The 23,471-nt window shown below is 26.9% G+C and carries 21 protein-coding genes; 12 read left to right on the forward strand and 9 right to left on the reverse strand.

The window, feature by feature from the left end:
• Positions 1-252: 252 nt before the first annotated feature.
• The 7 genes from Q1J76_RS03875 to Q1J76_RS03905 all read right to left on the reverse strand — a co-directional run bounded on the left by Q1J76_RS03875 (position 253) and on the right by Q1J76_RS03905 (position 7,590).
• A complete protein-coding gene (locus tag Q1J76_RS03875) occupies positions 253-582 on the reverse strand; it encodes a PTS lactose/cellobiose transporter subunit IIA (protein ID WP_300367080.1) in 330 nt (109 codons plus the stop codon).
• A gap of 21 nt (positions 583-603) precedes the next feature.
• Entirely contained in the window at positions 604-1,935 is a 1,332-nt protein-coding gene (locus Q1J76_RS03880; RefSeq protein ID WP_300367083.1) for a 6-phospho-beta-glucosidase, read from the reverse strand.
• Positions 1,936-1,962: 27 nt separating this feature from the next.
• The gene (locus Q1J76_RS03885) at positions 1,963-3,348 is read right to left on the reverse strand and encodes a glycoside hydrolase family 1 protein (RefSeq protein WP_300367086.1); all 1,386 of its coding nucleotides are present in this window, start codon (positions 3,346-3,348) and stop codon (positions 1,963-1,965) included.
• A 24-nt stretch (positions 3,349-3,372) separates the two neighbouring features.
• A complete protein-coding gene (gene celB, locus Q1J76_RS03890) occupies positions 3,373-4,710 on the reverse strand; it encodes a PTS cellobiose transporter subunit IIC (RefSeq protein WP_300367089.1) in 1,338 nt (445 codons plus the stop codon).
• 124 nt (positions 4,711-4,834) lie between these two features.
• Positions 4,835-5,917, reverse strand: coding sequence for a DUF871 domain-containing protein (locus Q1J76_RS03895; protein ID WP_300367092.1), 1,083 nt, complete (start codon positions 5,915-5,917; stop codon positions 4,835-4,837).
• Positions 5,918-5,940: 23 nt separating this feature from the next.
• Positions 5,941-7,266 (reverse strand): PTS cellobiose transporter subunit IIC, encoded by a 1,326-nt coding sequence (gene celB / locus Q1J76_RS03900; protein WP_300367094.1) that lies wholly within the window; start codon positions 7,264-7,266, stop codon positions 5,941-5,943.
• Positions 7,267-7,284: 18 nt separating this feature from the next.
• Positions 7,285-7,590, reverse strand: a complete 306-nt coding sequence (locus Q1J76_RS03905; RefSeq protein ID WP_300367097.1) for a PTS sugar transporter subunit IIB — start codon at positions 7,588-7,590, stop codon at positions 7,285-7,287.
• A 179-nt stretch (positions 7,591-7,769) separates the two neighbouring features.
• Between Q1J76_RS03905 and Q1J76_RS03910 the strand changes: the two genes are divergently transcribed.
• From Q1J76_RS03910 to Q1J76_RS03945, 8 genes are all read left to right on the forward strand, one after another.
• Positions 7,770-9,644: a BglG family transcription antiterminator gene (locus tag Q1J76_RS03910; RefSeq protein WP_300367100.1), complete on the forward strand. Its 1,875-nt coding sequence runs from the start codon at positions 7,770-7,772 to the stop codon at positions 9,642-9,644.
• A gap of 23 nt (positions 9,645-9,667) precedes the next feature.
• Positions 9,668-9,934: an HPr family phosphocarrier protein gene (locus tag Q1J76_RS03915; RefSeq protein ID WP_300367103.1), complete on the forward strand. Its 267-nt coding sequence runs from the start codon at positions 9,668-9,670 to the stop codon at positions 9,932-9,934.
• Between the two features lie 113 nt (positions 9,935-10,047).
• On the forward strand, positions 10,048-11,523 hold the full coding sequence (locus Q1J76_RS03920) for an MBOAT family O-acyltransferase (protein ID WP_367182077.1): 1,476 nt from the start codon (positions 10,048-10,050) through the stop codon (positions 11,521-11,523).
• Positions 11,524-11,535: 12 nt separating this feature from the next.
• The gene (locus Q1J76_RS03925; protein WP_300367109.1) at positions 11,536-11,916 is read left to right on the forward strand and encodes a GNAT family N-acetyltransferase; all 381 of its coding nucleotides are present in this window, start codon (positions 11,536-11,538) and stop codon (positions 11,914-11,916) included.
• Between the two features lie 170 nt (positions 11,917-12,086).
• Complete coding sequence (locus tag Q1J76_RS03930; protein WP_300367112.1) at positions 12,087-13,517, forward strand: SGNH/GDSL hydrolase family protein; 1,431 nt, start codon at positions 12,087-12,089, stop codon at positions 13,515-13,517.
• Positions 13,518-13,871: 354 nt separating this feature from the next.
• The gene (locus Q1J76_RS03935; protein ID WP_300367114.1) at positions 13,872-14,066 is read left to right on the forward strand and encodes a hypothetical protein; all 195 of its coding nucleotides are present in this window, start codon (positions 13,872-13,874) and stop codon (positions 14,064-14,066) included.
• Positions 14,067-14,881: 815 nt separating this feature from the next.
• On the forward strand, positions 14,882-15,553 hold the full coding sequence (locus Q1J76_RS03940; protein ID WP_300367117.1) for a hypothetical protein: 672 nt from the start codon (positions 14,882-14,884) through the stop codon (positions 15,551-15,553).
• 109 nt (positions 15,554-15,662) lie between these two features.
• Positions 15,663-17,300: a VWA domain-containing protein gene (locus Q1J76_RS03945; RefSeq protein WP_300367119.1), complete on the forward strand. Its 1,638-nt coding sequence runs from the start codon at positions 15,663-15,665 to the stop codon at positions 17,298-17,300.
• Between the two features lie 56 nt (positions 17,301-17,356).
• On the opposite strand, the gene Q1J76_RS03950 is transcribed toward Q1J76_RS03945, so the two are convergent.
• Together Q1J76_RS03950 and Q1J76_RS03955 are read right to left on the reverse strand one after the other, a co-directional pair.
• Positions 17,357-17,929: a phosphatase PAP2 family protein gene (locus Q1J76_RS03950; protein ID WP_300367122.1), complete on the reverse strand. Its 573-nt coding sequence runs from the start codon at positions 17,927-17,929 to the stop codon at positions 17,357-17,359.
• Positions 17,930-18,184: 255 nt separating this feature from the next.
• Entirely contained in the window at positions 18,185-19,198 is a 1,014-nt protein-coding gene (locus Q1J76_RS03955; RefSeq protein ID WP_300367124.1) for an alpha-hydroxy-acid oxidizing protein, read from the reverse strand.
• 588 nt (positions 19,199-19,786) lie between these two features.
• On the opposite strand from Q1J76_RS03955, the gene Q1J76_RS03960 reads away from it, so the two are divergent.
• The 4 genes from Q1J76_RS03960 to Q1J76_RS03975 form a co-directional block, all read left to right on the forward strand.
• Complete coding sequence (locus Q1J76_RS03960) at positions 19,787-20,707, forward strand: ABC transporter permease (RefSeq protein ID WP_300367127.1); 921 nt, start codon at positions 19,787-19,789, stop codon at positions 20,705-20,707.
• A gap of 35 nt (positions 20,708-20,742) precedes the next feature.
• Positions 20,743-21,726 (forward strand): ABC transporter permease, encoded by a 984-nt coding sequence (locus Q1J76_RS03965; RefSeq protein WP_300367130.1) that lies wholly within the window; start codon positions 20,743-20,745, stop codon positions 21,724-21,726.
• A 107-nt stretch (positions 21,727-21,833) separates the two neighbouring features.
• The gene (locus Q1J76_RS03970; RefSeq protein ID WP_300367133.1) at positions 21,834-22,811 is read left to right on the forward strand and encodes an ABC transporter ATP-binding protein; all 978 of its coding nucleotides are present in this window, start codon (positions 21,834-21,836) and stop codon (positions 22,809-22,811) included.
• A 40-nt stretch (positions 22,812-22,851) separates the two neighbouring features.
• Positions 22,852-23,471, forward strand: a 620-nt coding sequence (locus tag Q1J76_RS03975) for an ATP-binding cassette domain-containing protein (RefSeq protein ID WP_300367136.1), incomplete at its 3' end; no start/stop codon positions are given.

Raw genomic sequence — 23,471 nt, forward strand, 5'->3', positions numbered from 1 at the left:
AATATAATAATTTTTGGAATCATAAAAGAATACATTCCGCTTTAAATTATGATACTCCTATGTTATACTTCAAAAAAATAAGGAATACTTAAAGGAAATATCTCTGGCTCCCGTGCATTATTTTTTATTATTGATGATAAAATTAACTGTAAAATAAATTTGTAATTTTTATAATTATTCTTACCCACATCTAAATACTTAACTTAATAAATAGGTGTAGGTAAGATTTATATTCTCAAACTATATTAATAATTATTTTTTATTATTCATTTTTAATATATCAATAAGCTCATTTATCAAATTTTTTTCGCTTATTGCCGTCATCAAATGATCCTGAGCATGTATAAAAAGCAAATTAATTACAAACTTTTCACCATCAGCTTCTTTTGTTATTAAATCAGTTTGATATTGATGCGACTGCAGTAATAACTTATCAGCTTCCTGCATTTTTTCATCGGATTCATTGAATTTATTTTCTTTAGCAAGTTTCAATGCTTCATAAGCTAAACTTTTACTTTCTCCTGCTAAACTAATAATAGGAAATACATTTTCTTCCATAAATTTTTCTTGTTCTTCAGTCATATTTAATCTCCTAAATATAAATTATTTATTTTTATAAAATTGCGGTAAATATTCTTTATTTTGTCTGATTATTTCATCAAGTACAGTTTTAGCAACTCTTCCGCTTATAACTAATGGATTAACAGTTAATGCTTGAAGTGCTTTACCATAATCTCCATGAACAGCTGCTTCTACAGTTAATTGTTCAAAGTTTTTCATAAGCTGTAATAATCCTCTTACTTCAATAGGGAAAGGTTTTTGCTTATGAGGTTTTAATTCATCTTTATAAACATTAACAGTGATTTCAACAGCACAGTCATCTGGTAAACAATCTATAGTACCGTTATTTCTTGTGGATATTATCATTTCAGTACCATCATTGTTATATAATGAACTTATAAGCTCGCATGCAGAATCAGAATAATATTTTCCTCCTCTGTTATCTAATTCTTTAGGTTTAGTGTTCAAATCTGGATTTTTATATATTTCAAATAATTTTTTCTCTATATCTTTTACTTGTTCTCCTCTAGTACCTTTACCATCTCTGAATTCTGCTAATTCTTCTCTTAACATTTCATCTGTAAGATAGTAGTATCTATGATAAGGACAAGGTATCATTTTAGTATCAAGTACTTGTTCTTTTATCCAAGCTATTTCAGTATTGATATTAGCAGGTCCATTTTCAAAACCATCTAAATATTTTTCTAAAACTTCCTGAGTTCTATTAACACCTTTATGTATTACTTCTCTTCCCCATAAGAAGTGATTTATTCCTCCTGCAACGAAAGTAATTTCTTCATCAGGAACATTCAATATTTCTGCTGCACTTTTTTTCATGTTTATAGGAACATTACAAAGTCCTATCATTTTTATTTCTGGATGATATTTCAAAACTGCTTCTGTAACTATTCCAGATGGATTAGTAAAGTTTATAAGATAAGCATTTGGAGCTAATTCTTTTATATCTTTACAAATATCAAATATTACTGGTATAGTTCTTAATGCTTTAGCAAATCCGCCTGCACCGTTAGTTTCTTGACCTATCATACCATAACTTAAAGGTATTCTTTCATCTCTTATTCTAGCATCTAATAAGCCAACTCTTAACTGAGTAGTTACAAAGCTTGCATTTTCTATACCTTCTCTTTTATCTAAAGTTGTAAAGATTTTAAATTTATCTTTTAATCCTGCTTTTTCTATCATTCTCCTTGAAAGATTTCCTACTATTTCCAATCTTTCTTTTGAAGGTTCTATATCAATAAGCCAAAGTTCATCTACTGGCAATTTGTCGTATCTATTTATAAATCCTTCTACAATTTCAGGAGTATATGAAGAAGCTCCTCCAATAGTAGCTATTTTTAATTTATTTGACATATTTATACCTCCAATAATTTATCAAAATTAAGCTTCAAAGCCTTTATTTTTTACAAGCTCTTTAAACCAATGTCCTGATTTCTTTATTGTTTTCTTACCGCTTTCTAAATCATAGCGAATAAATCCATATCTATTTTTATATGAATTAAGCCAAGACCAGCAGTCTATAGGTGTCCACATTAAATATCCAAGACAATTAGAACCTTCTTCTATACCTTTATGAAGCCATTTTAAATGTTCTGTTACAAACTCTATTCTATAATCATCTTCTACTACATCGTCTTTTATGAATCTTTCTTCATTTTCAACACCCATTCCATTTTCTGTTATGAGCCATCTTGTATTAGAATAATTATTCTGTATATTTTTAGCTATATCATAGATACCTTTGTAGTATATTTCCCATCCTCTGTATGGATTCATAAGTCTGTTAGGCATTTCATAAGGTTCAAAGAAATTTTCAGGCATTAAAGTATCTGATTCAAATTTGGTTTCTCTAGCCTTAACTCTTCTAGGCTGATAATAATTTATTCCTAGTAAAGTTATTGTATTTTCTTTTAATATTTCTTTGTCTTCTTCTTTACATATAGGAGTAAGATCATTTTCTTTTACGAATTTTACTAAATCTTCTGGGAACTCTCCTTTAGTAGCAGGATCTAAGAAACTTCTATTAAATAATAAATCGCATATATGTGAAGCTTTTAAATCTTCTTCATTGTATTCATTTCTAGGATAAGAAGGAGTTAAGTTTAATATAATTCCTATATCTCCTGTTTTTCCAGATTTTTTAAATGCTTTTACAGCTTTTGCACTTGCTAAGTTCATATTATAAACTACTTGAGCCGCTCTTTTGAATGATACTTCTTCAGGATAATGGAATTTATATAAATATCCGCCTTCAGCAACGACTATAGGTTCATTAAATGTAAACCATTTTTTTACTTTATCAGCATATAGTTCAAACATTTTAGCAGCATATTTAGCATATAATTCTACAACTTCTCTATTTTCAAATCCGCCTATTTCTTGAAGTTTTAAAGGCATGTCAAAATGGTATAAACACATTATAGGTTCTATATCATTTTTTATAAGTTCATCTATAACATTGCCATAAAACTCAACTGCTTTTTCATCTAATTCTAAAGTTTTGAAATCTTTTACTATTCTGCTCCATTGTATTGAAGTTCTTAAAACATTATGACCCGTTTCTTTTATTAGTTTTATATCTTCTTTATAATCTCTAAAGAAATTAGAAGTATATACTGGTCCTACTTTATTATGAAATTTTTCTGGTGCTATTTCAAACCAATAATCCCATATACTTTTATTAGCTTTATCATAGAAACCTTCACTTTGAGGTCCTGATGTAGAACTTCCGAATAAAAAATTGTCTTGAAATTTATATTGTTTCATATTATAAAAACCTTATTAATTAATTTATTTATTATTTGCTTCTTCTCTTTCTAAAGATATTTCATAAGCTTTTAAAAAAGGTATATATACTAAATAAGAAGTAAATATTAATACCAAGCTTAATATCATAGAACCAATATTTAAATTAGTAGCAAGTAAAGCAGCTAATGGTCCAGGAGTTGTCCAAGGTACTAAAGATACAATATGACCTATAATATTTAATTTAGTTAATACCCAAGCTATAGTAGCATTGATTATAGGAAGACCTATAAACGGAATCATTAATACTGGGTTCATTACTACTGGAGCACCAAACATAATAGGTTCATTAATATTGAATACTGCTGGAACTATTGATAATTTACCCATAGATTTAATATGTTCATTTTTACTTCTAATCATTGCTATTGCTAAGCCTAAAGTAGTACCAACACCTCCCATAAATACATAAGAATCGAAGAAACCGCCTGCAAATATTTTTGTTACAGGTTCTCCAGCTTGTAATGCAGCTTGATTTATTGCCAAGTTTGATAAAGTTATTGCTTTTACTATAGCATCAACTATATTAGTACCATGAAGACCAGCAAACCATAATAAGTGTATTACAAGTAAAAGTATTATTATAGAAGGTAATGAGTCAGATACATGAAGTAATGGTTCAAATATTTTCATTACTAATTCAGGTATCATCATTAATAAACCTTTTTGTATTATTATGTTAATTGTTTGGAATATTACTATAACTACAACTATAGGTATTAAAAGTACAAAAGATTTAGCTATAGCTGGAGGTACAGAGTCAGGTAAAGTAATTATTAGGTTCTTTTTAACTAATAATCTGAATATCTCTATTGAAAGAATACCAAATATAATAGCTACGAATAAACCTTTAGCATCCATAAATCTAATGTCCATAACAGGTATATAACTGTCAGCTTCGACTAATAAAGATTTAGCTGCAGCTTCTACTATAGGTACATATTCAACTTTTGCAGATACAAGCAAGAAACTGAATAATGATAAAAATCCTCCAGTTATAGAGCTAAGCTGATAATGTCCTGCTAATGAATAACCTATACCATAAGCTACAAACAATGACATTATACCCATACTCACATAGAAAGGCTGTACTAAATTGCCTTTGAAAGCTTTCATTAAATTGTCATACCATTCCATATATAAGAAATTGCTTTTGTCTGTAAAAGGTAAATTCAATATTAAAAGTATAAATGAACCTATAATTAAAAATGGCATAGCAAAAACAAATCCGTCCCTTATGGCATTTAAATATCTGTTACTTGCTATTTTAGCGGCTATAGGCAAAATTTTACTTTCAATCAATGCCATTAACTTATCATTCATGATTTACTCTCCTTAATTAAATGGTTATATATATTTTTTTATTTTTTTAATAATTAAAACATATTGCAATATAAAGGAATTAGGGATCGCAAGATGTAATTTTGTATATTTGATTTAAGTGAAATTATTCTGTAATTTTAAATCTTTTAGCAGGACTTATATAATCTAATAGAAATAAATATTCATCATTAATTTTACCAACTACATTAGTTCTGCCTGTATTTTTTATATCTTTTAAAGCTATTTGCATTTCACCTGTATAACTGCCGTATTCTGAAGAATCTATTAGTATATCGCCTCTTTTTATATTGGTAACTGCATTAAATATTTTAAAATTATGTCCTTTATATTTGGCTCTGGTATCAGATGATCTAATAACATATTCTGAAGCATCCAGTCTATTTTGATGAATCATATCTAATACTATACTTCTTTCTTCTTTAGGTATTGAATTAACCAATTCAGCTTTAAAAGTTATAAGTCTCTTATCTAAATTATATAAAGTTTTAAAAGTATTCTCATCAGCATAACAATTAGCAATGAACACGCAATCAACTCCAAGTGCAAATAATTCCATAGCCTGAATATCTATAGGCATATTTCTATGATTTTCTAATGTGCATATACCATCGCTTACAGGCCAAGGTCCAAAATCAGCCTCTTTGGCATTGACAAAAGCCGATGTACTTATAGAATATTTTTTAAAACGTTTCATACTATTTTTGAAAAGTTCTATGTTCAAACCTGTATATATATGAGGATAGAAATTATAACAGCCTATAAGATTATCTGTATTAGGATAATATTTCATTATATTATCAAGATAATTTGTATCATTACTCATATTTAATTCTATCTTTAAATCATATTCATTATAGGTCATTAAACTCTCTTCATTTCCAGAAAATCCTAAATCTAATCGTATACCCCAAGCTCCGAGTTTATAGAAGAAGTCAAGATTCTTATAATCTATATCTAAATATTTAAATACAGAAGGGGATATATCTAATGTTGTTTTTATACCTTTATCTTTGGCATAATTTATAATAGTAGAAAATTCATTAATTATTTCATCTTTAGCTCTATCAACGGATAGTAGACACATAAAACATCTTGTAAAACCATATTTTGAAGCTAAATCTATATAAGATTTATTATCTTCCATTTTTGAGTGAAAAGGGTAAATTGATATTCCTAGTTCTCTCATTTTTATATCTCCTATTTTTATTGTTAATCATTATCAGGTAAAGTTTTTGCATATGCATTGATGAAAGGTGTATATATTAAGTATGATAAGAATATCAAACATAAACTCAAAATCATAGCTGGTATACTTAAATTAGTGGATAAGAAAGCTCCTAAAGGACCTGGTGTTGTCCAAGGTACAAGAGAAACTATTTTTCCAACAATACCTATTTTTAAAACAGTATATGATATTATAGCGTTAAGTATTGGTACGCCTATAAAAGGTATAAACAATATAGGATTCATAACTACAGGAGCACCAAACATAATAGGTTCATTGATATTAAATAGTCCTGGTATTACAGAAAGTCTTCCTATAGATTTAAGATGTGCATTTTTACTTAAAGACATAGCTATAGCTAAACCTAATGTAGCTCCTGCTCCTCCTATATATACATAAACATTGAAAAACTCTCCTGCTACTACTTTAGGCAAAGCTAATCCTGCCTGTAAAGCTTCCTGATTCAAAGCTAAATTTGATAATGTTATTGTAGTGATTACAGCATTAACAACATTCGCACCATGTATACCTACAAACCAAAGTATATGTATAACTAAAAGAAGAATTATTATAGAAGGCAAACTATCTGATACTGACAATAAAGGAGATAATATTTTCATTATTAAATTAGGTATAAGAAGCATCATATTTTTTTGTATTGTGATATTTATTATTTGGAATAATACGCCTACAACAGTTATAGGTATAATTATCTCAAATGATTTTGCTATTGCAGGAGGTACTGAATCTGGAAGTTTTATAGTCATTTTTTTACTTACTAAGAATCTGTAAATTTCTATTGATACTATTCCGCCTATTATAGCAGAGAATATACCTTTAGCATCTAAAAATCTTGCATCAAGCACATTGATATTATTTCCTGCTTCTACAAAAAATACATTAGCAAAATTTTCTGCAACTGATAAAGCATTAACTTTTGCAGCTATAAGTAAGAATGCAAATAAAGATAAGAATCCTCCAGTAATAGCACTTAAATTATAAGAACCAGCTAAAGAATAACCTATACCATAAGCAACAAATATTGATAATATGCCCATACTTACATTGAATATTTGAATGAAATCACCTGTAAAAGTTTTAGCGAAATTATCATACCATTCCATATACATAAAGTTGTTTTTATCTGTAAAAGGTAAATTGAATATTAATAATACAAAAGAGCCTACAATTAAAAAAGGCATAGTATATATAAATGCATCTTTAATAGCATTTAAATATCTATTATTAGCCAATTTAACGGCAACAGGTGTTATTTTATTTTCTATGAAATTTAAAATTTTATCGTTCATAATATTTTCCTTAATAAATTATAAAGTTAGATTTAAAGCAAATTCCAATATTTTAGCACCGTCCATTTTTCCATAATCTTTAAAATCTATAACATCTAAGGGTTTTCCTTTTAAGGCTGCTTTTTTAGATAATTCATCTTTCATATATTTTACTTGAGGACCTAGCAGAAAAATATCATAATTGTCTATAAGTTCATTGAATTTTGACACGCTTGCTGCTTCTATTTCAGCCTCTATATTATCGGCTTTAGCCTTATCCTGCATCTTTTTTACTATAATACTGGTTGACATTCCAGCAGAACATAAAAGTAAAATTTTCTTCATTTTTTTTCTCCTTGTTTTTATCTCTTATGTGATTAAGAATAATACTAAAAAGAAATAACTCAAACAAGAAAATTTCAGTATTAATGTGGTAATTTATTTGCTTTTTGTTTTTATGAAAAAGTATATAATTAATTAAAATGTTATATAAAGAAAATTATTTGAAATAGAAAGTTATATTTATGAATATTAAATATATAAAAGAAATATTATCATTGTTGTCAGTCAATTCATATATAACAGCTGAAGAATTTTCCAAGCAGCTTAATGTAAGCGAAAAGACAATTAGAATAAAAGTTAAAGAAATTAATCATGAATTGGAAAATCTTAATATAAAAATAGAATCTAAAGCAAGATACGGTTATAAATTAATATGCGATAATTATAATGATATAGAATCCATAGATTTTACTTCAAATATAAATAATGATATTGATTATAGAATAAGAATAATTTTTAAATATTTAATAGAAGGTGGCAGAGAATATGTAAAGGCTGATGATATATGTGATTCTTTGGATATATCAAAGACTACATTAACTAGTATATTAAAGATTATGGAATATAATTTTAAATATTATAATCTTAAACTTGAGAGAAGACCTAATTATGGAATAAAGTTAATAGGTAATGAATTTGATATTAGAAATTTTATAATATGCAATTATCTTAGTGAATTTTTATACGAAAATAATTTAAATAAAACATTAATATATATAATCATCAATTTTCTTAATAAATACGAAATAAAGTTTTCAGAAATTAATTTAGAAAATTTTATTCAGTATATCAATGTGGCAATAAATAGAATAAAGAATAATAAATTTATATATGATTATAATAATGATTTTGTTAAGGATATTAAAGATATAGAAGAAGAAGTTAAATTATCAAAGGAATTAATAAAACAAATACAAGATGAAATTAATATAGACTTTAATGATATAGAAACAATATTCATAGCAATACATATAGCTTCTAAAAGTTTATTTTCAGTGAATAAGAATTATAATTCTGTGATACAGTATAAATTCAATAATTTGATAACTCAAATGCTTGATATGATTTATAAAAATTTGAAAATAGATTTGAGAAATAATTTTAATCTCATACTTCTATTAAATCAGCATATGATACCTTTGGATATAAGAATAAGATACAATATATTGCAGAAAAATCCTATGTTAAGCGATATAAAAAATAATTATAGTCTTTCATTTTTATTGGCTTCAGAATCTGCAATTATATTGAAGGAGTATTACAGCAAAGATATATCAGAAGATGAAATAGGATATTTAGCATTATTATTTCAAATAGGGTTGGAAGAAATAGAGGAGAATATAAATAAAATAAATATATTAATAGTATGCGGAAGCGGAAAAACTACTTCAAATCTTCTTGTAACAAAATATAGAAAAGAATTTAATGATTATATAGAAAATATTTATTCTGCAGATTTAATAGAGTTAAAGGATTTTGATTTTTCCAAAACGGATTATGTATTTTCTACAGTTCCTATTAATTTTAAAATTCCTGTTCCAATAGTTTATATAAGTAATTTTCTAAAAAGCGATGATATAATTAATGTTAAAAATACATTTGAATCTTTGAATAAAAACATTATATTAGATTATTATCAAAAAGAAATGTTTTCTTCAAGTATTGTAGGAAATACAAAAGAAGAAATAATAAAAAATATATGTATTGAGATAAAGAAATATAAAAATATACCTGATAATTTTTATGAATTAGTAATGAGAAGAGAGGAGTTGGCAGAAACGGATATATGTAATTTGGTGGCAATACCTCATCCTATAGAGGCAGTTACAAAGGATACTTTTGTATATGCTGCTGTAATAGATAAACCTATATTATGGTCAAAAAATAATGTGCAGGTTGTATTTTTGGTTTCTGTATCAAATAAGAATGATGATGATTTGAAGAAATTTTATCATTATACTATTAATTTTTTACTTAATGAAAATAGTGTTAAGAAATTGATAGAGAATAAAACTTTTGAGAATTTAGTTTTTTTACTTATAAATAATTCTGAATAAATTATAATTAATCAGGGAATTTTATGACAGAGGTTAAATATATAATTAATAATATAAGCAATATTCATGCCAGACCTTTAAGCGAGCTTGCAAAGATAGCAAAAGATAGTAATTGTGAAGTATCAGTGAAGAAGGGAGAAAATGTGAAAGATATAAAAAAGATTATAGGGCTTATACAGTTAAAATTGAAAGTGGGAGATGAAGTTACTGTTATTATAAAAGGTAAAGATGATATTGTAGAAAATAAAGCTAGAGAAAATATATATAATTTTTTTAATATGAATTTCTAATCATTTATATTAATCAAACATATGCAACTATAATGCTTGTTTTTTATATAATTCATATTACAATTATCTTTTTTATAAGTTATAAATGTATATTTAATTATGAGTTATGTTAAATGTTGTTTAATTCCAAGGATTTTTTGATATTTTTTCCTATAACGCTTATTCTTTATTGGATATTTCCAAAAAAGTTAAGATATATTTGCTTATTTATAGCAAGTTATATTTTTTATATGTTTTGGAATCCAAAGTATGCATTATTAATGGCGGTTTCCACTATAGTAACTTTTTTAAGTGGTATCTTAATAGAAAAATTAAAATATAAAAAAATTGTTGTGGCATTTAGTTTTATTATTAATATTGCAATACTTGTGTTTTTTAAATATTTTGATTTTCTGCTTTTAAATATAAATATGTTTTTATCTGCATTAAATATTCAATTAATAGAAAAGCCTTTTGATATAGTTCTTCCTGTTGGAATATCATTTTATACTTTTCAAGCATTAAGTTATACTATAGATGTTTATAGGGGAGAAATAAAGTCTGAAAAAAATATTATCAAATATGCATTATTTGTATCATTCTTTCCGCAGTTAGTGGCAGGTCCTATAGAGCGTTCAAAACATTTGCTAGGTCAGGTTCAGAATATGGATAAGATAAAGAGATTTGATTATCATAGAATAACTGAAGGTTTGATATTAATGCTTTTTGGTTATTTTCAGAAAATGGTAATAGCAGATAGGGCTTCTATTTTGGTAGATACTGTTTTTAATAGATATTATATTTATAATACAAGCGAATTATTATTATCAGCATTATTATTTGCAGTGCAGATATATTGTGATTTTGCTAGTTATTCTCTTATAGCCATTGGAACAGCTAAAGTTATGGGAATAGATTTGATGGAGAATTTTAATACTCCTTATTTTGCAAGAAGTATAAAAGAGTTCTGGGGCAGATGGCATATATCTTTATCTACTTGGTTTAGAGATTATCTTTATATACCTTTAGGTGGAAACAGATGTTCAAAGATTAGAAAGAATTTTAATATATTAGTAACATTTTTAGTAAGCGGATTATGGCATGGTGCTAATTTTACCTTTATAGCTTGGGGTGGAATTCATGGAATATTTCATATAATAGAAGACAGCACATCAAAATTGAAAAATAATGTTTCAAATAAATTCGGAGTAAAGGTTCAAAGTTTTAGTTTCAAACTTCTTGAAGTGATTTGTACTTTTATAGTAGTAGATTTAGCTTGGATATTTTTTAGAGCAGAAACTATACATGATGCTTTCTATTATATACAGAGAATGTTTACCAAAATAGATTTATGGCGTATATTTGACGGTTCATTATATAAACTTGGATTAGACCGTTTTGAGATGAATATACTTATAATAGCTTTAATAATTTTATTTTTAGTTGATTTGATAAAATATATTAATAAAGAAACTATTTATGAGTTTTTGAAGAAACAATGTTTATACTTCAGATGGGCAGTAATATTTTTCTTGTTATTTTTTATAATAATATACGGAAAATACGGTGCTGGTTTCGATCCTAAACAATTTATATATTTTCAGTTTTAAGAGGTAATAAGAATGCTTCATAAAGGAACTGTAATATTAGAAAGAGAAAAACTTTTATTAATAAGGTTTAAAATAGAAGATGCTTACGATAATAATTGGTATAATGATTATGAAGTTATAAAATATTTATATTATAAAATTCATAGTATCATAGAAATAATCAGGCAGGTTTTGACAGAATGGATTAGTCAATATGATTATAAGAATTTTTATCGATGGGCTATTGCGGTTAAAGAAAGTAATACAGTTGTTAGAAGTATAGGAACTGTAAAAATAGATGATAATTTGAATATGCTTAGTATAAGATACTGCATATCAAAAAATTATTGGTATAAAGGCATTACATTAGAAGCTTTTTCAATTCTTATAAAATTCTTTATATTAATAATATAAACTTTGAAAAAGTGATGCTTGAATGTGTATTGCAAAAAGAAGGAGTATTGAGAGAGGCTTTGAAAGATAATACAGGTATTGATGATGCTGTAATTTATTTCTATATTAAAAAGAGATTATTTTAATTAAGTTTACATAACTTTTATATAAAAATAATTAGGTTTGATGATATGATAAAAAACTTTGTGAAAATTATTTGTTTTATAGCTATATTTATTACATTACTCTGGTTTTCAAGCAGAGTTTTAAGATTTAAAAATGATAATGGAATATATCAAGGTGATAGTTTCTATGATCAGGAAACTAATACTATAGATGTACTTTTTTTGGGAAGCAGTCATATTCATTATAATGTTAATCCTGCCATTTTGTATAATGAATACGGTATTGCCTCATATAATTATACATCTGGAAGTCAGCCTATTTGGAGTACATATCATTATTTAATTGAAGCATTAAAAACTCAAAAACCCAAATTGATAGCATTGGAGTCTTATATTGTTGCAGCAAGCAGAACTAATGTTGTGGATTATCAGATTGTTGCAGCTACTTATGCTTTGAAATGGTCGGAAAATAGAATCAATTCTCTAAAAGTAACAGCTGCAGAGAGATTTGATGAATTTATTAATCCCATGTATAGATATCATAACAGATACAAAGATTTAAAAGAAGAAGATTTTTTGCCTTATGCTAATAATTATAATCATTATAGATATTTTAAAGGATATTCTTTTCATCAAAAAACTTTCCCAGTTAAAAAACCTAATATAAAAAATATCAAAGATACACTTCCTTTATTAGAGCAGCAGGAAACTTATTATAGAAAAATATTAGAGCTTGCTAAAACAAATAATATACCTATAGTTGTAATAGCTTCTCCATTTCCTATGACTGATGATGAGGCAAGACATTTTAACAGAGTAGGGGAGATTGCAAAAGAATATGATATACCTTTTATGAATTTCAATCATTATTATGATGATTATGATTTGGATTTTTGGACTGATTATAATGATGCAGGACATTTGAATTATAAAGGAGTTCAGAAATATACTGCCTATCTTGGAAAATATTTGAAGGATAATTTTGAAATTCCTGATAGGAGAATAGATACGAATTATGATACTTGGGAGAAAAATGCTTTATACGAATATAATAAAGTTTATGATATGGCTTTGAGGGATATAGATAATATTAATGAGTATATGACAAAAATAACTAATCTCAATGATTATACTATAGTTATAAACATGTTTGGTGAATACGGAAGTAATGATAATGTAGTAAAAACTATATATTCTAATTTCAATATTACTAATGAAGTATATATTAATAATGCTTCTTATGTTATAGATAAAAATAAATTGGTATTTTCATCAATGGGTGAAACTAATTATTTGTATCATAAAGAACTTAATAAATATAATGATTTAGTAGTAGATAGTGGCAGTAAAATATTAATAAGCAGAAGTAATTTGATAAAAAATACAAATAGTGTTAGTATAATAGTGTATGATAATATAACGCATGAAGTCGCTGATTATTTTGATTTGCCTTATACTAATGATTCTATAAGCAAATTGATAGAGAGGGATTATTAATAATTATTGTTTTATTTATTTTTCAATTTTTTCTATATTGATGATTGCATCATGTTCTTCTTCAATTGCTACTTTTCCTACTGATAGTACAGAAACTATAGCTCCTGAAGATCCTTCCCTGTTTTATCTGAAGAAGCTATAAAATATGGTATATATCAATCTCATAACCCTATATATGAAGATATGAGAATTAAATTAGCGAATATTATAATGATTAAAACAATATTTATAGGAAAACCTAAAGATAATTATAACTATACTGAATCTCTTACCTATATGCTATATAATAATAGCCCAACGAAATTACAGTGTATTGATATATATTCATTTTTATGATAATACTGTAAATATTCTATGTTTGGAGATTCGTATAGACCAATAAAATTCAATTTTATATTCCCAGAAAATACAATTAAAGTAATAGGAAAAAATGCTTTTATTAAACTCGATAGAAGTTTTTTAGAATTGGAAATACATGATTATGTCATTACGATAGATGATAAAGCATTTGCATATTATAATTCTATGCAATTAAAAAAATTATTTTAAGTACAAATCTTCAAACTATAGGTAATAGAGTTTTTGTATATGCTGATGTGAGGTAAGTAGTATTCCTTAAACCAACACCTATAGAGCCTCCTTTAATAGTTCCTCAGCCTATTTTGTATGCTGAAGCTATTAAATACGGGTAGATATTTTTTAATATGATAATACAATAAAACAGAAATTAAATTAAAAAGTATTATAAAGATAAAAGAGAATATAGAGTAATATTCATAGGAAAGTCTAAAGATAATTGCTCATATTTAAATTCACTTGCAACATTAATATTATAAGCTTCAAAGAGTTTATATACAAGAAAAATGGTTATAGATATCGTAAAACCTATTTTTATGATAAAATGTTTGAAGGTCTTAATGTATCGAGTAATTATATTAAATTAGAAAATATAAAGAAGGTACTTTTCAGGTTTTTCTAAATTAAAAAAAATTACTACACATGTTTTATTTAAAATATATTGGAGATAATGTGTTTTCAAGCTGTGCAGGATTAACTACAGTAATTTATAAAGGTACTTCATACTATGAATTAAAGAAATGATACAGTATTATTATATTGTGATAAACTTATCAACCTTAATAGTCCTGCCGTAAAAGAAAAAGAGTTTAAATGGAAAACTTTTTTGGGAGGAAAATTTACATATGTACAAAAACAGTAATATTATTATTATTTATAAAATATACAAAATGTATTATTGAATTATGAAAAAAACAGCATAATTACATATGTTTTTATTATATCTTTTATTTCAATTTTTTTTATAAACAGTTATTATATGTTAACAATTTTTTAAGGAAATAAATATGAATAAAATATTAATATTTTTAATGATGATTCTTTCTTTAGTATCATGTTCTAATAAATCAAGTAATAATGATTCAAAAGAAAATACAAAGAAAGTAATAAAAACAGGTGCTTGGGATATTAATCCTAAACAGGTCAATGCTATAGATGATGATATAAAAACTATTTTCTCAAATGCTACAAAAGAATTGCTTGGAGTAAAAAGAGAATTAATGCTTTATCTAGGAAGTCAAATTGTTAATGGTGTTAATCATGCATTTATTTGCCGAAGTGAAATAACATATCCTTCAGCACTTCCTTATTATGAGATTATTATTTGTAATGTATCTGCTCAAAATGAAGTTTCAATTGTTAAACTCGATAAAATTATAGAGAGCAGTCAAAGTAGTGTTGGAGGAATAGTATGCACATCTTCTGATGAGGCAAAAATTAATATTTCAAATTCTAAAGAGGCTAATGATTTAATCAAAATATTTCAAAATGCTGTAAAAGATATATCAGATGTGAAATATAGTCAGGAACTTTATGTTGCAAATCAGGTAGTTAAAGGTAATAATTATTATTTTATTTCTAAAGCATTATCAAATGACGAAACTGTTTCTGTGAAATTATTAACTGTAAATAATTTTATAGAATCAAGTGAAGTAATAGAAGTAAAAAATATATTATAATTTTAGCTTAAAATTGTAAATAACTATAAAAAAATATTATATTTCAATTAACATAACAATGCAGGTTTATGATATCCATAACCGATAATCATTTGCAGAGGGTATCAACATGAGAAACATAAGATATAAATATTTGTTTGTTATTTTATCGGTAGTATTCATTTCTACTTTAGGAAATTTATATTCTCAAGATGCGTTAAATGCTTATTCTATGAGAATTAATACAAATGATATTGAAATGAACAAGCTGATAAATGGTTATCAAATCTATATAAAAAAGAAATACAATGTATATGGATTTAGATTGCAGTTAAAACTTCAAGATGGATCATCTTCTTATCTTTATATTAATAATAGCGGAAATAATAATGCTGTAATTAGTATAAAAAATACAGATTTTCATGAGAGACTTGGAGAAGTGTTTGAAGTTTTTATTCCGAATAATCTTTATTTAGACAGCCGAAACAATAATTCTGCATTTGTATTAAAAGATAATGCAAATATAATTTTAGAGGCATATGATGTTAATAATAATACATTATTCAAAAATGAGATTGTATTAAAAGCAAATAATAATTCTATTTCAGTTCCTACAATAGTGCTTAGAAATGTAGAGAAAGAGGGGAATTTGTATGCTTTTTATTTATACTACTCTGGCGGAAATAATGGAAGATATGCTTTTTATGTTAGAGAAGGCAGAACTAATAATTCATATAAATTAATAAATACTTCTTTTGGAAGTACTGAAAATTATGATAATAGCGGTATTATATTAGAAGATACTTTCAATAAAGAATTAGGAAAGAAACTTTATATAAAAGCATATTTCAAGCAATTACCTGAAGATAGGTATTTATCTTTTAATGTATTTAATAATCAGGGAGAGAGTTTTACATATCCTATAGATTATGTTATAGAAACTACTAATATGAAACAGGAGATAATACCTCCTGAACTTCCTAATGGAGGAAATGAAGGACCTGTAAAAATTAGACCTTCAGATAGAGTGATAGAAAAATCTACAAATACTATTATAGTAAAACGAAATTCTACACCTGAAAATAATGAAATAAAAACTTTATCATCATCAGCCGTTATTGATAAGCCTGCTGTAAATATCAAAAAGCCTAAATCTATAGATGCTGAGTCTTCTTTAAATAATGCAAGTAAAGTATTTAATACTCCTACTAATTATGTTAGAGATACAGATGAATTAACTGATAAATTAAAAAATATTATTGATAGATATCAAAATGATGGAAGTATAGATTTAGTTATAGTACTTGATACAACAGAAAGTATGCATCCTTATTTAAAAACTATAAAGAAGGATATAAGAGGAATAGTAAGAGAATTATTTGACAATAGTAAAACTTCAAGAGTAGGCTTCTTACTTTATAGAGATGTGAAGGATACATATTTGACAAAAAGAATAGATTTTAGTGATAATATTAATCACATAAATAGAGAAGTTAATTATTTCTATGCTGCTGGCGGAGGAGATAAGGCTGAACCTATGTATGAAGCTGTACAGGAAGCATTGGAAAAATTTGATTATCTTAATGAGAAAAAACTCGTTATAGTGATAACTGATGCACCTTCTAAAGTTATAGGAAGAGCTGATTTAGATTTGAATGTGAAAACTGCTAAAGAAAAAAATATCACAGTTGAATTTATATTAACTTCTGAGATAGAGGAAGAAGAATTGGATACTTCCGATGATCATTTATATTTTTTAAGTTTTTAATTTGATAATAATGAAATAAAGCTCCTATAAAAATATAGGAGCTTTTATTATAGGAATTAATTATAAATATTAAATTTTATTAACTTTTTTATATTTTGATTATTTAAAATCAAATATATTATAGATGAAACTATTATACCAAGGCACATTCCAAGTAAAACATCGCTTGGATAATGAACCATCAAATAAACTCTTGAAAAACCTATCGTTAAAGCAATTATTAATGCTATAAAACTATATTTTTTATTAAAGTATAAAAAAATAGGAAAAAGTGCTGCAAATGAGGCTGTACTATGTGAAGAAGGACATGAAAATGAAGTTTCTAAATGCTTTCCAACAGTTATCCAATATTCATTATATAGAGGATCGGCAAATGGACGCTCTCTAGCTATTAATGGTTTTAATATGATGGCACCTATAAATATAGATATAAATAAACTTGATAGCATATTAATTCCACATAATCTAGTTCTTTTTATGAATATAAGTATTATACTAATAGCCATTAAAGGTAATATCTCTCCAAAATTAGTTACAGCGGAAAAAAATAAATCAAGCATTCTGTAATTGTTATGTAAACCATGAGCAAATTCTATTATACTTCTGTCAAATATATTTATGATCTCCATTATTCATTTCCTTTTTTATCAATTTTATTATTATGCTCATTATAATTTTTAGAAATAAAACAGTTAATTTTATATATTGTAATATTATGTTTTGATTTTAATTATTAAGTATTGGATAATAAGTTTTAGATTTATTCAAAATTAGAAATATTATTATAAACTTTCATTAATAAGAATTTTTAATATTTTATATTATTATAAGGATAAACTCAATATAAAGATGGATTGAATCCTATATATATTGAGTTTAAAAAATTAAAGTCTTACAATATCTCTAGTTATTTCTTTCAAACTATGAACTCCACACATAATCATAGCGTCTTCAAGTTCAGAACCAAGCTGAGCAATATAAGATTTTACTCCCTCTTCACCTCCGCCGTAAGCAGCAATTACAAAAGTTCTAGCAATAATAACAGCATCAGCACCAATAGCAAGGGCTTTTAATATATCGGCACCTGTTCTTATACCGCCATCAACTAAGATTTTTATTTTTCCTTTAACAGCATCAACTATTTCTGGTAGTACTTCTGCAGTGGAAGCACATTGATCTAATACTCGTCCTCCATGATTAGATACTATTATTGCATCGGCACCTGCTTCAACTGCTTTTTTAGCACCGTTTACTGTCATTATACCTTTTATTATGAATGGTACTGAAGAAATTTCTTTTATTTTTCTTAATTCATCAATAGTTTTACTTCCTGCTTTTGGAGTAAGATTTTTTAAAAATGGTAGCCCTGCTGCATCAACATCCATTGCCACAGCAAAGGCATTAGCATCTGTAATTAATTTCATTTTTTCTTTAATAACATCTATATTCCAAGGCTTAACCGTAGGTATTCCTATACCATTTTGTTTTTTTATCATATTAGTTGCAGAAATCATTATATTTGGATTAACTCCGTCTCCTGTAAAAGCAGCTATACCTGAAGCAGCACAAGAACTGAGCATTATATCATTATATTCTTCTTCTGTATATTTATCTCCGTAATGAAGTTGAACGGCTCCTATAGGTCCTGCGAATATAGGATATTTAAATTTTTTTCCAAATAATTCAAAAGAAGCATCAACATCTTCATTAGAACATATTGTATCCATATTAAGTCTTATTTCTCTCCACTTATCATAATTTCTAATTGCAACATCTCCTATACCTTTAGCACCTGGACCTGGCATACAGTTTTTACAAACTTTTCCATTACATACAATGCATGCCTTACAAAATCCCATGCAGTCTTTTGCTGCTTCTATAATTTCTTTATAAGTCATGATAAAATTCCTCCAAATACAATTAATTAAACTTAATAATAATCCACATCAATAATACTAAATATAAAAAATAAAACAAGTAAATTATTATTATGTACTAATCAATAATTGTTTAATGTACTAAAAATTATATTTTTAATTTCATTCTAACTCCCCGCCCATTTTACTTTATAATTTCATTTGTCATTTTTTATATTATTTTTCTTTTCAACTTTTATTGTTATTTTAATGCCCGCCCTAGCTTTATTTAAATTTTGGGACTTTAAAACGCACGCAGAACTAAATTAAATAAATTAACTTGATTATTAATGCAATTTTAATGTTAAATAAAATTTAGTTAACCGTGCGTTAAATAGATTTTAAATTTAAAAAAGCTTGGGTGGGGATGCTTTTTCTAAATACACATTGAAAATAGTTTCAATGTGTATTTAAATATCAGCAGTAAAGAATATAGGGCGGGGATGTGAGTAAATTGCTTGAAAATTTACTTTATTTAAAGTTTGACAAAACTTTAATTTTATTAGATAATGTACTGTCAATAATAATTTAGTTATTTGCATTATTCCAATTATGTAAGAAGGTATTTTTATGTTCTCTTATGTTGTTAGAAGATTATTAGTTTCACTTTTGACCCTTTTTGTTATAGTAACAATAACATTCTTTTTAATGCATACTGTACCTGGTGGACCATTTGTAGGAGAGAAACCACTTAGTAAAGTTGCCCTTGAAAACTTAAATAGAAAATACGGACTAGATAAGCCTTTAATAGTTCAGTACGGCAATTATTTGAAAAATGCTCTTAAAGGAGATTTAGGTACTTCTCTAACTAAAATAGGACAGTCAGTTTCAGGTACAATAGTAAGGGCTTTTCCAGTATCCTTTAGATTAGGAATATTTAGTATGTTTATATCTACTACTATAGGAGTTTTGTTCGGTATAGTTGCGGCATTAAGACATGGAAAAATGGTGGATAGAGCTGTAATGGTTGCTGCTACTTTGGGTATAGCAGTTCCAAGTTTTGTAGTTGCTACAGTTTCTATCATTATATTCTCTGTTAAATTAAAATTGCTTCCTGCTTACGGATTTGATTCTTTTGCTCAGTATATAATGCCTGGTTTTGCTTTATCTTTTAGCTCACTTAGTTTTATGGCTAGACTTATGAGAAGTTCTATGCTTGATGTTATTCACCAAGATTATATAAAAACAGCCAGAGCAAAAGGAATATCAAGAGGAATAATAATATTTAAACATGCTTTAAGAAATGCTATTATACCAATAGTTACATATATAGGACCATTAGCAGCAGCTATTTTAACTGGTTCATTTGTAGTTGAAAAAATATTTAATATACCTGGACTTGGAAGGTATTTCGTAGAAAGTATCACTCAAAGAGATTACCCTACAATATTAGGTGTTACAATATTTTATGGTGCATTTTTAATAGCTATGAATTTCTTAGTTGATTTATCTTATGGTGTCATAGACCCTAGAATAAAAATACAGGAATAATTTATATTATTTATTATAAAGGCGGATATTAATTGATGGAAAATAGTTTAGATAAATCATTATTTGTTAAGGCAACTGAAGAAGAAAAATCTTCTGCTGAAGTAAAAAGAGAAAGTGTAACTTATTGGCAGGACGCTTATAGACGATTCAAGAAAAATAGAGTTGCTTTATTATCTATAATTGTAATAGGTATTATAACTATATTTTCTATTATTATACCTATGGTTTCAGAATATGGATATGCTCAAATAAATAGAGGGGTAGAAAATAGTCTTCCCACTTTAGAGCATCCTTTCGGTACTGATACATTAGGAAGAGATTTGTTAGTTAGATGTATGATAGGAGCTAGAATATCTCTTTTAATTGGTATAGTATCAGCTACTTTGGTTGTAATAATAGGTATAGTTTATGGTTCTATATCAGGATATTTTGGAGGGCTTACTGATAGTATTATGATGCGTATAGTTGATATAATAAGTGCTGTACCTACACTTTTGGTAGTTGTATTATTATCGGTTGTGCTTAAAGCTCCTATGGATAAATTGTTTTTACAAAGTGAATCATTGAGGGGAATAGGACTTTTAGGACCAGGACTTTTCAGTATATTTATAGTTATATCTTTGCTTTATTGGACTAATATGGCTAGAATGACTAGAGGACAGATTTTGGCATTAAAAGGTCAGGAGTTTGTAACCGCAGCTAGAGCTTTGGGTACTCCTCATAGCAGAATAATTTTCAAGCATTTAATACCTAATGCTATGGGGGCTATAATAGTATCCGCTATGGTTCAAATACCTAATGCTATATTTGTTGAGGCATTTTTAAGTTTTTTAGGTTTGGGCGTTAGTGCTCCTATGGTTTCTCTTGGATCTTTAACATCAAATGCAGTAAGTGGTGTTTATTCTTATCCTTATCAGCTTCTTTTCCCAGCTGCTTTGATAAGTATTATAATACTTTGCTTCAATTTGGTTGGGGATGGTTTAAGAGATGCATTAGATCCTAGAATGAAGAATAGATAATTAAAAATAGATGATAAAAATTATGAGTATTCAGTAAATGTAATTCATAAATTATATAGCTGGCATATAATTTTTATTATAGTAATAATAAGGGGATAATTTTATATATGGAGAATAATCATTTATTAGAAATCAGAAATTTAAGTGTATCTTTCTTCACACCTCTTGGAGAAGTTAAGGCGGTTAATAATATTTCTTATAGTTTGGATAAATCAAAGGTATTAGGTATCGTTGGAGAATCAGGAAGCGGAAAAAGTGTATCTGCTTATTCCATAATGGGACTTATTGATGAGCCAGGTAAAATTATTAATGGAGAAATCTTATTTGAAGGTACTGATTTGATAAAACTTTCAGAGCATGAAAAAAAGAAAATCAGAGGTGATTCTATATCAATGATTTTCCAAGACCCTATGACTTGTCTTAACCCTGTATATACTATAGGCAATCAGTTAATGGAAGCATTGACTACACATAGAAAAATAAGTAAAACAGATGCCGTTGAGAGAATAGTAGAACTTCTGACATTAGTAGGTATTAATGAACCTAGAAGAAGAATAAAGCAGTATCCTCATGAGCTTTCAGGTGGTATGCGTCAGCGTATAATGATAGCTATGGCACTTGCAGGGGATCCCAAAATACTTATAGCCGATGAGCCTACAACTGCATTAGATGTTACTATACAGGCGCAGATACTTGAACTTATAAAAGATATACAGAAAAAAATACATATGGCAGTTATTCTTATAACACATGATTTCGGAATAGTAGCGGATATGGCTGATGATATTATTGTTATGTATGGTGGTGGAATAGTTGAAAGAGGTACTGTTTTTGATATATTTGAAAGACCTAAACATCCTTACACTTTGGGGCTTTTGAAATCTCTTCCTCGTATTGATATAAAGCAGGACAAACTTATTCCTATAGAAGGTACACCTATAGACTTGCTTAATATGAAAGCAGGCTGTCCTTTCAGTACAAGATGCGAGGAATGTATGAAAGTATGTATTGATAATAAGCCTCCTATAATGGAATTTGATAAGGGACATTTTTCAGCATGCTGGCTACATCAGATGCCTGAATAATGGTTTTTATAATTTATTTTAGTAAATAGAGAGAGTTTTTATGGCACCTTTAATAGAAATACAAGATTTGAAACAGCATTTTAAGATAAAAGGCGGATTCTTCGGAAGAAATATACAAACTGTAAAGGCAGTTGATGGAGTATCTTTTACTATAAATAAAGGAGAAACTTTTGGGCTTGTAGGCGAGTCTGGAAGCGGAAAAACTACATTGGGAAGAACTTTACTTCATCTTTATAAACCTACCAGTGGAAAGATATTTTTTAATGGCGAAGAAGTAAATGATGAAAATTATAGAAATTATGCTAAAAAAATGCAGATAATTTTCCAAGATCCTTATGCTTCTCTTAATCCTCGTATGACTGTAGAAGATATAATAGGGGAGGCATTGGATGTACATAAACTCTATTCTACTAAATATGAAAGAAGAGAAAAGATAATAAATCTTCTTAAACTAGTTGGACTTAATGCTGAACAGGCACAGAGATATCCTCATGAATTTTCAGGCGGACAAAGACAGCGTATAGGTATAGCTAGAGCTTTGGCAGTTAATCCAGAGTTTATAGTTTGCGATGAACCAGTATCAGCATTAGATGTTTCTATTCAGGCTCAAATTATTAATATGCTTTATGATATGCAGCAGGATATGAAACTTACTTATTT

It is taken from the genome of Brachyspira sp., from assembly GCF_029258575.1.
Taxonomy (GTDB): Bacteria; Spirochaetota; Brachyspiria; order Brachyspirales; family Brachyspiraceae; genus Brachyspira.

Bases quoted from the DNA above. Each gene is read 5' to 3' on its own strand.
- Q1J76_RS03875 (WP_300367080.1), bottom strand. From the start codon at position 582: ATGACTGAAGAACAAGAAAAATTTATGGAAGAAAATGTATTTCCTATT.
- Q1J76_RS03880 (WP_300367083.1), bottom strand. From the start codon at position 1,935: ATGTCAAATAAATTAAAAATAGCTACTATTGGAGGAGCTTCTTCATAT.
- Q1J76_RS03885 (WP_300367086.1), bottom strand. From the start codon at position 3,348: ATGAAACAATATAAATTTCAAGACAATTTTTTATTCGGAAGTTCTACA.
- celB (WP_300367089.1), bottom strand. From the start codon at position 4,710: ATGAATGATAAGTTAATGGCATTGATTGAAAGTAAAATTTTGCCTATA.
- Q1J76_RS03895 (WP_300367092.1), bottom strand. From the start codon at position 5,917: ATGAGAGAACTAGGAATATCAATTTACCCTTTTCACTCAAAAATGGAA.
- celB (WP_300367094.1), bottom strand. From the start codon at position 7,266: ATGAACGATAAAATTTTAAATTTCATAGAAAATAAAATAACACCTGTT.
- Q1J76_RS03905 (WP_300367097.1), bottom strand. From the start codon at position 7,590: ATGAAGAAAATTTTACTTTTATGTTCTGCTGGAATGTCAACCAGTATT.
- Q1J76_RS03910 (WP_300367100.1), top strand. From the start codon at position 7,770: ATGAATATTAAATATATAAAAGAAATATTATCATTGTTGTCAGTCAAT.
- Q1J76_RS03915 (WP_300367103.1), top strand. From the start codon at position 9,668: ATGACAGAGGTTAAATATATAATTAATAATATAAGCAATATTCATGCC.
- Q1J76_RS03920 (WP_367182077.1), top strand. From the start codon at position 10,048: ATGTTGTTTAATTCCAAGGATTTTTTGATATTTTTTCCTATAACGCTT.
- Q1J76_RS03925 (WP_300367109.1), top strand. From the start codon at position 11,536: ATGCTTCATAAAGGAACTGTAATATTAGAAAGAGAAAAACTTTTATTA.
- Q1J76_RS03930 (WP_300367112.1), top strand. From the start codon at position 12,087: ATGATAAAAAACTTTGTGAAAATTATTTGTTTTATAGCTATATTTATT.
- Q1J76_RS03935 (WP_300367114.1), top strand. From the start codon at position 13,872: ATGTTTGGAGATTCGTATAGACCAATAAAATTCAATTTTATATTCCCA.
- Q1J76_RS03940 (WP_300367117.1), top strand. From the start codon at position 14,882: ATGAATAAAATATTAATATTTTTAATGATGATTCTTTCTTTAGTATCA.
- Q1J76_RS03945 (WP_300367119.1), top strand. From the start codon at position 15,663: ATGAGAAACATAAGATATAAATATTTGTTTGTTATTTTATCGGTAGTA.
- Q1J76_RS03950 (WP_300367122.1), bottom strand. From the start codon at position 17,929: ATGGAGATCATAAATATATTTGACAGAAGTATAATAGAATTTGCTCAT.
- Q1J76_RS03955 (WP_300367124.1), bottom strand. From the start codon at position 19,198: ATGACTTATAAAGAAATTATAGAAGCAGCAAAAGACTGCATGGGATTT.
- Q1J76_RS03960 (WP_300367127.1), top strand. From the start codon at position 19,787: ATGTTCTCTTATGTTGTTAGAAGATTATTAGTTTCACTTTTGACCCTT.
- Q1J76_RS03965 (WP_300367130.1), top strand. From the start codon at position 20,743: ATGGAAAATAGTTTAGATAAATCATTATTTGTTAAGGCAACTGAAGAA.
- Q1J76_RS03970 (WP_300367133.1), top strand. From the start codon at position 21,834: ATGGAGAATAATCATTTATTAGAAATCAGAAATTTAAGTGTATCTTTC.